This is a genomic window from Micromonospora inaquosa, assembly GCF_003857055.1.
Classification (GTDB): Bacteria; Actinomycetota; Actinomycetes; order Mycobacteriales; family Micromonosporaceae; genus Micromonospora; species Micromonospora inaquosa.
The window spans coordinates 1-11,951 of sequence record NZ_QGSZ01000389.1 but is presented as its reverse complement, the minus strand read 5'-3'; the positions used below and the strand labels follow the sequence as shown (position 1 = coordinate 11,951).

14 protein-coding genes are annotated in these 11,951 nt (G+C 69.9%); 1 reads left to right on the top strand and 13 read right to left on the bottom strand.

The window, feature by feature from the left end; genetic code table 11:
• Positions 1 to 229: 229 nt before the first annotated feature.
• From DLJ59_RS34750 to DLJ59_RS34690, 13 genes are all read right to left on the bottom strand, one after another.
• Positions 230 to 376, bottom strand: coding sequence for a helix-turn-helix domain-containing protein (locus tag DLJ59_RS34750; RefSeq protein WP_208648941.1), 147 nt, complete (start codon positions 374 to 376; stop codon positions 230 to 232).
• Between the two features lie 211 nt (positions 377 to 587).
• Positions 588 to 1,682 carry a M23 family metallopeptidase gene (locus DLJ59_RS34745; protein ID WP_124778344.1) on the bottom strand — a complete coding sequence of 365 codons (1,095 nt, stop codon included), beginning with the start codon at positions 1,680 to 1,682 and terminating at the stop codon, positions 588 to 590.
• A 117-nt stretch (positions 1,683 to 1,799) separates the two neighbouring features.
• Positions 1,800 to 2,213, bottom strand: coding sequence for a hypothetical protein (locus tag DLJ59_RS34740; protein ID WP_124778343.1), 414 nt, complete (start codon positions 2,211 to 2,213; stop codon positions 1,800 to 1,802).
• Between the two features lie 135 nt (positions 2,214 to 2,348).
• Positions 2,349 to 2,747: a hypothetical protein gene (locus DLJ59_RS34735; protein ID WP_124778342.1), complete on the bottom strand. Its 399-nt coding sequence runs from the start codon at positions 2,745 to 2,747 to the stop codon at positions 2,349 to 2,351.
• A 218-nt stretch (positions 2,748 to 2,965) separates the two neighbouring features.
• A complete protein-coding gene (locus DLJ59_RS34730) occupies positions 2,966 to 3,553 on the bottom strand; it encodes a hypothetical protein (RefSeq protein ID WP_244236388.1) in 588 nt (195 codons plus the stop codon).
• Positions 3,554 to 3,657: 104 nt separating this feature from the next.
• Entirely contained in the window at positions 3,658 to 4,335 is a 678-nt protein-coding gene (locus DLJ59_RS34725; RefSeq protein ID WP_124778340.1) for a GGDEF domain-containing protein, read from the bottom strand.
• A gap of 94 nt (positions 4,336 to 4,429) precedes the next feature.
• Positions 4,430 to 5,347 carry a MarR family transcriptional regulator gene (locus DLJ59_RS34720; RefSeq protein ID WP_124778339.1) on the bottom strand — a complete coding sequence of 306 codons (918 nt, stop codon included), beginning with the start codon at positions 5,345 to 5,347 and terminating at the stop codon, positions 4,430 to 4,432.
• A gap of 151 nt (positions 5,348 to 5,498) precedes the next feature.
• Positions 5,499 to 5,891: a hypothetical protein gene (locus tag DLJ59_RS34715; RefSeq protein ID WP_124778338.1), complete on the bottom strand. Its 393-nt coding sequence runs from the start codon at positions 5,889 to 5,891 to the stop codon at positions 5,499 to 5,501.
• Complete coding sequence (locus DLJ59_RS34710) at positions 5,888 to 6,556, bottom strand: hypothetical protein (RefSeq protein ID WP_124778337.1); 669 nt, start codon at positions 6,554 to 6,556, stop codon at positions 5,888 to 5,890. The genes DLJ59_RS34715 and DLJ59_RS34710 overlap by 4 nt, the downstream gene beginning before the upstream one ends.
• Positions 6,557 to 6,973: 417 nt before the next feature.
• Positions 6,974 to 7,690 carry a hypothetical protein gene (locus DLJ59_RS34705; protein WP_124778336.1) on the bottom strand — a complete coding sequence of 239 codons (717 nt, stop codon included), beginning with the start codon at positions 7,688 to 7,690 and terminating at the stop codon, positions 6,974 to 6,976.
• A 780-nt stretch (positions 7,691 to 8,470) separates the two neighbouring features.
• Positions 8,471 to 9,709 (bottom strand): RNA polymerase sigma factor, encoded by a 1,239-nt coding sequence (locus tag DLJ59_RS34700; protein WP_208648940.1) that lies wholly within the window; start codon positions 9,707 to 9,709, stop codon positions 8,471 to 8,473.
• A gap of 67 nt (positions 9,710 to 9,776) precedes the next feature.
• Positions 9,777 to 10,148 (bottom strand): YciI family protein, encoded by a 372-nt coding sequence (locus tag DLJ59_RS34695; protein ID WP_124778334.1) that lies wholly within the window; start codon positions 10,146 to 10,148, stop codon positions 9,777 to 9,779.
• Between the two features lie 33 nt (positions 10,149 to 10,181).
• Complete coding sequence (locus tag DLJ59_RS34690; protein ID WP_124778333.1) at positions 10,182 to 10,832, bottom strand: DUF998 domain-containing protein; 651 nt, start codon at positions 10,830 to 10,832, stop codon at positions 10,182 to 10,184.
• A gap of 149 nt (positions 10,833 to 10,981) precedes the next feature.
• Between DLJ59_RS34690 and DLJ59_RS34685 the strand changes: the two genes are divergently transcribed.
• Positions 10,982 to 11,407, top strand: a complete 426-nt coding sequence (locus tag DLJ59_RS34685) for a hypothetical protein (RefSeq protein ID WP_124778332.1) — start codon at positions 10,982 to 10,984, stop codon at positions 11,405 to 11,407.
• Positions 11,408 to 11,951: the final 544 nt, after the last annotated feature.

The window sequence follows — 11,951 nt, the reverse complement described above, 5'->3', positions numbered from 1 at the left end:
CGATCACGGGCCACCCGCACGACGTCATCGCGGAACTCACGGGGGTAGGGCTTAGGCACAGCAACATCCTTCCAGCCCGCCACCAAGGCAAGCCATCTCAGATGTCACCTATCGGTGCAGCAGACCCTCCTTCTGCTGATCGGCTTCCTCGGGTGGCTCGTCACTTCATACCGCAAGGGTCGCGACGGGCGCTGACGCTTGTTCGCGACAGAGGGGCCATGCGTGGTTTTCAAACCGGTCCAAGTGCCGCCGCAGCACGCTTGATCGCCCGGTAGACCGTCGAGCGCGCCACACCGAACAGCTCAGCCAGCTCGGCGCTGGTGTGCTCACCGGAAGGGTTGGTGCCAGTGGCGCGCTGGCAGGGGTTGAGCGACACCGCGGGTTGGGGACAGCTCGACATGGTCAAGATGTGTTGCACTGCCCCTTGTGAGACGCCGAGCGGGCCTGCTCATCGGTGTGGCGATACTGCTCGTCGCGGGCTGGAATTACGGTGGGCTGGCGGTGGATGAATGCGCTTCGGCGGTGCCATTGATCCCGGCAGCATCGGGACGATCCTGCGGCGGTTGACGAATGTTGCATAAGCTTCATCACCGCTCGTTTGTGGCGAGCGGGGCGTTTTGTGCGGCCATGAAGGGCACCGGGTCGATCGCGCCGTTCGGGCTGGCATCGCCGTTGTGGTGCACCTCGTAGTGCAGGTGCGGGCCGGAGCTGTGGCCGGTGGAGCCGACGACGCCGATGGGCTGGCCGGCGGCGACCGGCTGCCCGACGGTCACCATCGGGGGTTGGTCCATGTGGCAGTAGCGGGTGAGCAGGCCGGCGGTGTGGTCGATGTCGACGTACCAGCCGCACCCGCGCGTGAGGGCGGGGTCGCCGTCGCGGTGACAGCCCCACTCGGCGCCGGTGTCGGCGTAGACGGCGTTGCAGCGGACGGTGCGGACGGTCCCGGCGGACGCGGCGCGGATGATGGTGCCGCGCGAGGCACTGAGATCGACGCCGTCGTGACCAGGCCGGTCCGAGCTACGAAAGCCTGACCCGACAGGGGCGAGGACCGGCTGCGTCCACGGGCCGGTGGCCCCGCACCCGGCTAGGCCGTGGGTGGGTAGGCCTGTGGTGTCGGCGATCGCGGTGACCAGCTGGGTGGCTGGTGCCTCCCATGTCGCGTAGGCGTCGGGGAAGGCGCTGACCTGCACGGCCTGGGCGGCCTCGGTGAGCGGCATCGCCTGCCAGCCGCGGATCGTGGCCAGCTCGTCGAAGAACTTCTCCGACGCGTAGACGGGGTCCTGAAGCTGGGCGGGGGTACCCCACCCTTGGCTGGGGCGCTGCTGGAACAACCCGACCGAATCCCGGTCGCCGCCGGCCAGGTTCCGCAGGCTGCTCTCCTGCATCGCGGTGGCGACCGCGATCACCCAGCCGCGCGCCGGTAACCCGAGGCGAGCGCCGGTGGTGACGATCGCAGCGGCGTTGCCGACCTGGTCACTGTCCCAGTCATCAATCGCCGGCCACAGGATCGGCGGCCCGGGCGGCGACACCGCGCTGTCTGACGTGGACCCGGGAGAGGTGACCATAGGGATGCATCCGGCGGTGGCCGAGCCGCCGGCGAGGAATCCGCCGAGCCCACCGGCGCAGAGGATGAACACGGCGACGAGCGCCACCGCGACTGACACCAGAGATCGGAGCTTCACGTCGGCCCCCAGCGGCCGAGGGGATAGGTGAGGTAGGGAGCGCGGCAGGGCGTGGAGTGGCGCTGGACGAGGGGAGAGGCGTGGCCGGGCATAACGGTGGTCCTCCTTGGTTGCCAGCTAGCCGAGGCTGTGGACACCGATCGGATCGCCGTCGCTCGTGTGCACGGTGACCGTGTCGTCGGCCGGGCTGATCACGTAGATCCACGAGGCGTCGAGGTCACCGGCGCGGCTGAGCGGGAAGACAGTGGCGGGCTCCGGCTCGGTGTCGTCGAACGTCACGCCGACACCGCCAACGGGGTGCTGGTGGGGGAACGACCGGGTGTCTGGGGTGACGTCGGATCCGAGGTAGTACCAGTCGTGGGCGAGGACCGCGTCGATGAGGGCTTGGGTCTCGCGGCGGGCGGTGGTGGCCCAGATGCCGCGCAGGTGCGCGATGAGCGCCGAGGGGTAGCCGTCGAAGTGGACGTAGCGGGCGTGGACGGTGCTCGGCTGGGCGGGATCGATGGCGCTGACGTAGCAAATGGTTCTCACGGCTCGTGTCTCCTCGTCGTGGTGGTGTGTTCGGGTACGGCGACGACCGCGCGGCCGTGGTGGGCCACGCGGTCGAAGGTCGTGAGGTTCCTTAGTTCGGGCCGGGTGGTGTTGGTTGTTGCGTCTGGGCTGCGGCTACGCGGCGTAGGCGGCGGTCAGGGTCGCGCCGGGGACGCGGCGGGGCAGCCGCTGCGGGACCCGCGGCAGTAGTTGCGTGGCAGCGGCGGCGAGACCGTTGGTGAACCAGCCGACGAATCCGAGGGAGTCGCGGGCGGGCCGTTGTGGTGTGGGTTCGCGGGCGGGTGCCGGCTGTGGCGGTGGTGTGGCTCGCGCGGCGCGCATCGCCCGTTGTGCCTGCCTGGCGGCCGAACACGGCCCGCTCTGGTCGGCGCACTGCAGGTTGGCGCACCGGTTGCCGGGTCCGGGTTGGTGGGCGGTGAGGACGTCCACGGCCAGCCGCCACAGCAGGGGGTCGGTGACGTCACGGGGGAGGAGAGCGCGGTGGGACGGTCGGGTTCGGCTGCGGTCAGACATGGCGGGTGACCTTCCGTCGGGGTTTTGGGCAGGGGTCACCGTCCGGTCGGCGCCGGTCGTGTTGTGCCTGATGGCAGCCCCCGGACAATGACCTGATTGATCGACGCTTCTCTCTCGATGAAGGTCAAGTCGTCTGCCTCGGGTGGTGCCGTAGGGGCACGGTGTGTGGCGCGCGGGTGAGGTTGGGACCCGCGCTGCTGGCGGGGCGTCGGCGGCAGTCAGGAGGCTGTCGGCGTGATTCGGCCGGGTCTGCTGGTGGTCTGGACGAGACGCGTCAGTGCGGGGCGAGTGGCCGTCGCGTCGTCGTGGGCGATGTGGTCGTCGACGCGGACTACGGGGTGCGGTTCGCCCCGCAGCCTCGTGATCCGGTAGCTGCGGCGGTCGGCGTCGACCGCGTCAACGCGGCGGATCTCGTGCAGGTCGTCGGACTCGACGAGGACGTCCTCGTAGCAGACGGCCCAGGCCAGCAGGCGGAGTCCGGGGGTGGGCTCGGCGAGGAGGTCCGTGATCAGGCCGATGTCGACGCAGGCCGCGAGGGTGGGCCGGGCGACCGGCTGGTTGCTGTCGAGCGCGCTGGCGAGGTCGGGCAGGAGGTCGGCGAGTCCGGCGCGGTAGCGGCCCATGCGGGTGTCGTTGAGCGGCAGGTGCACGGCGCGCATCTGGCGTCTCGTGCCGCGCGGTGCGGTTGGGGCCGGCCGCTCCTGGACGAGCAGCAGGAGAGGCGGGCGGCCCCAGCCGAGCAGGTCGGCGTTGGCCTCAATGTGCAGCAGGCACCCGGTCAGGGTGTGGACGGTGTTGAAGGACATCACGGGGATGGGCTCCTTGGGGTAAGCGAAGCCCCGCAGGCCGAATGGCCTGCGGGGCTTCTGGTGCGTTGCGGGGACGTGGGGCGGTTGGCGCCGGGGGCGTGTTAGCGCAGGTCGCGGTAGCGGATGACGACTCCTGGCGGCGTGGCGTGGTCCGGGTCGTGGGCGCGGATGCCGCAGCGCTTGCGTTTGGCCAGGTACATGGCCTGGTCGGCGGTGTGCAGGAGGTCGCGGGGCAGCATGTCCGGCTCGGCGAGCGCGTAGCCGACGCTGGCGGTGACGCTCACCTGCTGCCCGGCGATCTCGTACGGGAGTTCTGAGATGCGCCGGTGGGAGGCCTCGGCGGCAGTCTCGATCTCGCCATCGTGGCCGTGCACGACGAGGGCGAACTCGTCGCCGGCGAGATGCGCGGCCAGGGCGACCGGCGGCCCGAGGGCCCTCAGGCGGCGTCCGACCTCGCGCAGTAGGTCGTTGCCGTGCTCGTGGCCGTAGGTGTCGTTGACCTGCTTGAACCGGTCCAGGTCGATGAGGACGAGCCCGAGCGGTTCCCCGAGCGAGAACGTGGCCTCGAGGTGGGTCCGCAGGGCCCGCCGGTTCGGCAGGTCGGTCGTGTCGTTGTGCGTGGCAAGCCGGTGCCAGTAGGACCGGTCACGGTCGCGGGCCGCCAACGCCCGCCGCTGATGGTGAATGATGTGCCGCTGCCGGGCGAGCAGTGCCGCGGCGACGGCGAGACCGGCGAGGACTCCGCCGGCCGCCGTGAGGTAAGAGCTCAGGTGACACACTTGACGTCGCTCCTTGAAGGTGAAGGAGCACCGGGGCGGGCGTGGTTCCGCCAAGTTCGACGCCCGCCCCGGGCTACCAGCGGTAACGGGTTTGCTAGGTGGTTGTCGGGGCGAGTTGGAACGTCGCTGGCCTCTCGGCGATCTGAACGGCGACTCCGTCGGTGACGAGCTTGTGCACGGCGTTGACGACCGCGCCCGCGCTGGCCTTGGCCGAGTCGGTGTCCTCGTTCGCCTGGTCGATGGCCTTGCACAGTTGGCTGGTCTTGAACGGTTGGCCGGGATGGGCTTCGAGCACGTCGAGGATGGCCCCGCGCAGGCTGCCCTTGGACCGGCGTGGCTTCCCGCCATCGGACGCGCTCGGAGCCTCGGTTGGGCTGCTGGGCGCAATGGGTTCGTCGCTGTCTGTCGGGTCCAGACTGGGCGCGGAGTCTGCCTGACCGTACGCGGCGGCTGCGGGCGGATTCTCGGCGTCGGCCGGGGAAGCCTCGCCGGCCTCCGCCGGCGTTGTGGTCGGTGCGTCGGGGACGTGGTCCGGCTTGGCGGGTGGGTCCTGTAGGGCTGGTCGGCCCGCGTCGCTGTCCGGCGCTGGTCGGCGTTCGTCGTCCGGCTGGAGACTGGTCGATTCCTCGTCCGGTCTCGCCGCCGAGGCGGTGTTCGCCTCCTCTGCCGGTCCGGGGGCCCCGTCCGGTCCGTGAGCCTCGTCCGCGTTGTCGTCCGTCAGTGCGGGGGGTGGGTCTTGCCTGGCGTCGGTCGTGGTCGCCTGCGGGTCGTCGCTGTCGGTGCTGGTCGTCGTGTTCGGCAGGTGTCGCCAGAGCGTGGGGCCGTCGTCGGCGCGCAACGGTTTGGCCTGGCCTGCCTCTGCCAGGGTGCGAAGTCGTTTGGTTGCCGTCGAGTAGCCGACGCCGGCGCGCTGCGCGATCGCGGCGGCCGTGTCCTGGCCAAGTGCTGCCAGAGCGGCGGCGACCTTGTCGAGGGCGCTGGGCGCCGCGGTCTGGTCGGTGGGGTTGTCCATGAGTCCTCCCTGTGGCTGTTGTTGCGTCTGCTGGGATGTGGCGTGCACTGATCCACGCTTCGATGGCGCCTTGTGATCAAGTGCGGTGACCGGATCTCGGGATGCCGTCGACGCTCGGGGCTGCCAGGCCCCGTGCTGGTGGGCGGTGCGGCTATGGCTGGCCGAAGACGCGGTCGCAGCGGCTCGGGTCGACCGGCAGCCACGGCAGGCCCCAGCCGATCCGGTACCGCCTGCCGGTGGGCTCTACGAGGTGGACGCCGCCGCCGAGGGACAGCGGACGGGCGATGGTGAGGGTGTGTCCGTCGAAGCCGACGGTGCGCCAGTCATCGCCGACGTAGGTGGCCATCGCGGTGAACGTCTGGGTAAGGGCGATCACGGCCTCGTGGTCGAGGGCGAGTTCGAAGCTGCCGTTCCACCAACCGGTCACCGTCGCGAGGTATCCCTCGTGGTAGCGCTGGAAGCCAGGGACCGGTTCGTAGCGCAGCCACCGACCGGAGAAGACGGCTGTGCTGCCCTGACGCGGCGTGTAGTCAGGACTCGTCACCGCTGGCCCTCCTGCGGGTCGATATCGCCAGCGGTGGAGGAGGCGCCGAGGTGCCTCGCGGCCGCGACCTTGCGGGCGCTGGACCACGCGGCCCCAGATGCCTGCGCCGACTGGGCGAGCGAGTCGGCCGCGTCCTGCAACCATGCGCGGAGGTCGTCGACGGCGTCGATGACATCGCCCCCCTCGCTGTCATCGAGGCTGGCGAGGTGTGCCTGGCGGGCCTGGTCGAGGACGTAGGACCCGATCTGTGCGTGCACCCGAGCGAGCAGCCGAGAGCTTCGGTGCAGGTGCCCGATCAGTGAGGAGACGTCGGAGAGCGCCGGCAGAGTGAGCAGCGCGCTGAACGGTCCGGTGGCCGTATGCAGCCAGCCGGTGAGGTGGTCGGCGGCGGTGATGGCGCTGCCCAGTCGGGCGGGGTCATAGGGACCGTCCACGGCGAACAGGCGGCTCATCTCATCGAGCCAGGGGTTGGTCTGACTGTCGACCGGTAGCGGGTCGGCGACGAGGTCCGGCTGGGCGTGTTGGCCGTCGGCTGCCGGGCAGATGGGGCTGTTGTCGGCCAGATGCCACCACGGGATGCCCCCGCGGTAGGCGTTGGTCCAGTGCGTGGGGGGTTGGTCTGCCACCGGCTCGTTGCAGACGGGGCAGATCGGAAGGTGAATCATGGAGGGTGTCCCTTCAGGCAGGGTGATGTTGGCGACCAGGGCTTGGTCGCCGACGGCTCGGTGCGGTGCGTAGGGGTTGGTGCCGGCGCTCGCCGGCATACGCGCAAGAGGGAAAGGGCGGCCGTCTCGCTGGCCTGCAGCGCTGTCAGCGCCCCTGCCAGGGGCGGCTGGCACGCCGGGGCGAGATGCGGCGGCTCCTGGGTATCTGCCGACACCTGAGCCGGTCGCCAGGATGGTGAGCAGGGCGTTTGCGGCAGTGCGTGTGGCGACCTGAAGCTGTGCGATGAGGTGCGCGTGGATGGCTAGCGGTTAGCGGCGCTACGGCGCAGGGCGCGGACGCAGGCGACGGCGAGGCGCTCGACCTCGTCGAGCAGGAGCACGACGGGCCCGTCGGGCGTGTCTCCTTGGCCGGCTCTGTCAGAGCGCGACCGCGAGCAGTCGCTGGTCGGGGTCGATGGCGGCGAGCAACCGGTTGGCCTGTTCGAGGTAAGTCACCCGGTCGGCCATGGCGTCGCTGGACGGGGCCAGCTTCGCCCCTTCGGCGGTGATCAGCGCATCGCCCGCCAAGGCGGTCAGAGCGCTGTGGTGCTGGTAGGCCATGCAGCCGGCCTGGTACATCTCCAGTTCGCTGAGGCGGATCTGCCCGGCGCCGTAGGCGGCGGCGTTGTGCATCCGGATGGCGTTGACCCGGGGCTGATGGGTGAAGTCCGCGACGGCCGTGTCCCACGGGTACTGCTGCGGGTCCGCCAGGTGGCGAGCCTCGTAGACGTGCCACGCAGTGGCGTTGCGGGTGCCGTGCACCGCGCGGCTGAACAGTTGGTGACGAATGCCCGCCCCGACACCGGCGGCTTGGCGCATGCCCGTCAGGTCGAGCAGCCGCGCTGGTCCGCCGGCGCAGTAGGCCGGGCGGCCCTTGCGCAGCCCGAACATCTGGCTGCGCTGCCACAGGTGCACAGCGGGGCTGGCCCAGAAGCGGGGCGACAGCGTGCCCTGCACGCCGAAGTTGCGGTCGAGCTGGTGTGCGGTCAGGGATTCGCGGGGCAGGTCGCCCGGCACGCAGACGATCATGGTGCGGATCGTCGCCGTCGGTGTGACAGCCGGCGAGGTGGCCTTCCGGGTCGGGTTCTTGGGCATGAGTGGTCCTCCTTGGGGGACGCGTCAGGGCGCGCGAAGATGACCGGCCCACGGGGTGCGTGGGTCGGTTGCGGGAGAGGTGCGGGTTGGTGCGGTGCGACCTGGGGTCGCCGCGCGGCGCGGCGCCGACCGGCCCCTGGAGGGGCGGGTGGGCGAGGCGCACCGGTAGGTGCGGCGGTGGTTCCAAGGTGGGACCGGACCGGGATGGAGATTTATGAGGTGGTGTTAGTGCCGTGAACGGTAGCGGCCTGTTCTGTCAGGCCGATCCGACGAGTTGATCGCCGAAGAGTGGGGCTGACCTGCGCTGTGAGGCGCCCCGGCTCGTAGCGAAGTCCTCGTCGGCGCGGACGCTGCGAGCCTTCACGAGTCTCACAGGTGATCTTGTTTGCTGACAGACGTCGGCGACGGTAGTCGGCTTGCCGGCGATGCTCACTCTGGCAGGTGTCGGCGCGCCGGCTGTGACCGAGCGCGATAGATGGCCCAGTTGAGCGCAAAAGACGGCCATGGAGGAGGGAGCCGCGAGGTGATCCGCCATCCCAATCTCTGACGTGCGGATGTCAGCCGGCCTTCGGGCGGCAGGGGGTCACAGTCGCCTCAGATCCCACCGAAGATCAGCTCTCCTTTTTCGCCTGCGATCGTCTGCCGGTGGCATGGACGTTGCAGACACTGTGTCGGTGAACGTCGCTTCGGGGACGCCAGCATTTCCGGCGGCCGTTGCGAAGGTGGCGGGGAGAGGGTTGCCGATGTTTCCCACCGTCGCAGCCCGGGGCCGATGACCGGTCAGCCGAGGCGGTGGGCCCGGCCGAGGAGGTATCGCCGTTCGACCTGGTTCTCCGTCAGGTCGGCTGCTTCGCGGTACCGTGCCGCCGCGCTGCTCGGGTTGCCGGTCATCTCGAGCAGGTGGGCGCGCACGGCGCGTTCCCGTTGTCGGGTCAGGGGTTCCTGATCGAGCTGGTAGCGCCGGTTGAGGTCGTCGAGCAGCGCCAGTCCTCGGGCCGGCCCGTAGGCGTGGGCGACCGCCACCACCCGGCTCAGCCGTACCGGCGCGGTCGGGTTGAGCCTTTCGAGCCACAGGTACAGTGCCGCGATCTGTGGCCAGTCCGTCTGTTCCGGCGACGTGGTGGCCGCATGCACGGCGGCGATCGCCGCCTGTAACTGGTACGTGCCGACCTCGCGTCGGTGCCAGACGCTGTCGATCAGTTCCGTGCCCTCGCGGATCAGGGCGGTATTCCACTGTGTCCGGTCCTGCTCGTCGAGCCGCACCAGCTCGTCGCCGTCGGTACGGGCAGTGCGCCGCGACTCGGTGAGCAGCATCAGCGCGAGCAGGCCGGTCACCTCGGGGTCGTCCGGCAGGGAGTCGCGGAGCATGCGGGTCAGCCGGATCGCTTCGCGGGTCAGGTCGATGCGGGCGAGCTCGTCGCCGGTGGAGGCCGTGTAGCCCTCGTTGAAGATCAGGTACAGCACCTGCATCACGGCGTTCATCCGACTGTCCCGATCGGCGTCGGTGGGCGGGGTGAAGCGGGCGCCGGCGCGGGCCAGTTGCTGCTTGGCGCGGCTGATCCGCGCACCCATGGTGCTCTCGGTCGTCCCGTGGGCGTGTGCGATCTCCGCGGTCGTCAGGCCACCTACCGCGCGCAGAGTGAGCGCCACCTGGGAGCTGGGGCTCAGCGCAGGATGGCAGCACAGCAGCAGGAGCGTGAGACTGTCGTCGGTCTCCAGCGGAACGTGCGCCTGGCGGGCCGGATCCTGCATCGCCAGCTCGGTCATGCCTTCGTGCTGCTCGCGGCGGCGTCGGGCCTGGTCGGTGCGGAGCAGATCGACCATTCGCCGGTAGCCGATCCGGATCAGCCAGCTGCGGGGGTTCTCCGGCACGCCGTTGGTCGGCCACGCCCGGCTCGCGACGAGCAGTGCTTCCTGTACCGCATCCTCGGCGATGTCGAAGTGGCCGAAGCGCCGCACCAACGCGCCGAGCACCTGCGGGGCCTCCGTGCGCAGCAGGTGCTCGACGTCGGGCGTCACGCCGGGTCTGCCGTTCTTGTGCCCTCCCGGTTCGCCGCTTCCGGCCGGCAGCGTTCAGCGGAATCGGTCATGCCGCGAAGTCCGCGCCCATGATCGGCCGGATCTCCACTGGTTCTCCCAGCACCTCGACCATCCGCGAGACGATCTCGACGGCGCGTTCCTGGCTGGCCACGTCGATCACCGCGAAGCTGGCCAGGACCTCCTTGAGCTCGATGAATGGCCCGTCGGTCGCCACCACGCCGGCCGGGCTCTTGCGGACCGTGGTGCTGATGGCCGGGTGGCCAAGACCCTCGCTGCTGACGAACTCGCCGGTCTTGATCAGTTCCTGTTCGAACTGCTGGTACGCGGCGAACGCGGCCAGCGCCTCCTCGGACGGGGTGTCGGCGGTCGCGGCGTCCCAGGCGGCGGCCGGCGTGTAGCTGAGCAGTAGATACTTCATGACCATCCTCGTGCTCGTGGGGCTCGGGTCACGCTACGCCGACCAGCTCGAACGGCGCAGGGAGAGGGCGACGACCGTCGTCCAGGTGAAGGCGACCAAGCCGTTCACGGCGATCTGGATGCTCATGTGGCTCGGCGACATCGGCATCGGCAGGATGAGCGCGGCGACGCCGTTCAGCACCGCCGGCAGCGCGGCCCGACGACGGACGTGGCGGACGGTCAGCACGATGGCGGCGACGGCCAGCGCGGTGAAGGCGATGGCCGCCGCGGCCGAATGCGCGATGCTGTGCCAGGACATCTGGTCGACCGGCCCGTCGGGGGTCCCGACCGGGAAGCCGTGCTCAGGATCCATGGTGAACACGCCGGCCGCGACGAGCCCGGCACCGAAGATCCCGACGAAGATCGGCAGCACACGCCGGCCGGTGCCCTCGGTGAGCGTACGCCGGATACCGGCGGCGAGCGCCAGGCCGCCGACACCGGCGAGCACGAACGTGGTGATCTGGATCCAGCCGAGGCTACCGGTGGCGAGCTGGCTGATCGGGTGCCGCGTGATGTCGTAGCCCTCACGAGTGAGCATCTGCGTCACGGCCGAGGCGAAGAAGACCGGCCCGGCAAGGGCACCGGCGAGGAGCAGCCGGTCGGACGAGCGGCGGATGGCGGGAACGGTGGCGGCGACGGTGGCCATGACTTCCTCCTTGGTGAGTTCCTGCCGCTACCTCGTGGCCGATCCGGGGATTGCGACACGACCACGATGTGACCTGAGTTACGCCAGTGGGTGTCAAAGCGCGGGTGCCGCCTTCGAGGTATCGGCAAGCATTCACCAAGGAGGACACGATGTCTGAGAACACCGAGCCGAGCGTCGAACTGCAGGCCCTGGACCGTCTGGTCGGCGCCTGGTCGGTGACCGGCGGCGCCGAGGGAACCGTGCGGTACGAGTGGATGGCCGGCCGGTTCTTCCTACTCCAGCACGTGGAACTCAGCCAGTTCGGGCAGCCGGTCACCGGCCTCGAGATCATCGGACACCTACACCCGTTCGGCGAGCCGGTCGGCGCGGACGTGGTGTCGCGGTTCTACGACGCGGCCGGCAACACCTTCGACTACGTCTACGAACTCGTCGGCGACAAGCTGACCATCTGGGCCGGCGCGAAGGGCGGCCCCGCCTACTACGAGGGCACGTTCAGCGCCGACGACACCACGGTTACCGGCGAATGGACCTACCCCGGTGGAGGCGGATACGCCTGCACCATGACCCGGATCTGACATCGGAAGGCCCCGCCGACCCTGAACGGCCGGAGGCAGCGTCCCTCAGGCAACACGGAGGTCATTGCTCTCCGGCCGATTCGTCCTACCGCTGCGGGCCTTACCCGTGGAGGATCCAGGGCCGAGGCCAGGGTCTCGTGCCAACAGGTACTGCATACTCGCCAGTTCTTTCGCAGCCACGTCACCACGACCTGTGCGGGGATCCCCGGATAGCGCCACCGTGTGTCCTCGCTCCACTCCTCGCGCAGTGGCGTCGGGTCATCACCTCGCGCAGCAGCATCGCCACTCCACCTACGTGTCGGACACCAACGACCGCGGGAACCCGGCCAGACAGTGCGTGTACACATCCAGGGCAAGGATGAGGTGCACCGCCACCGCCTCTATCGCGCTCAGTCGCCCTGGCCGGGGCTGTCTCGCTAAAGGTGTTTCCGGCGATCTTGGTTAGTAGGTTTCAGCGGCCGGGAAGCGGTCGCTGAAGGTGATGGCGAAGGCGTTCAACGCGGGTTTCCAGCGCATCGTCCATCGGGTTCTGCCTGCTCCGGTG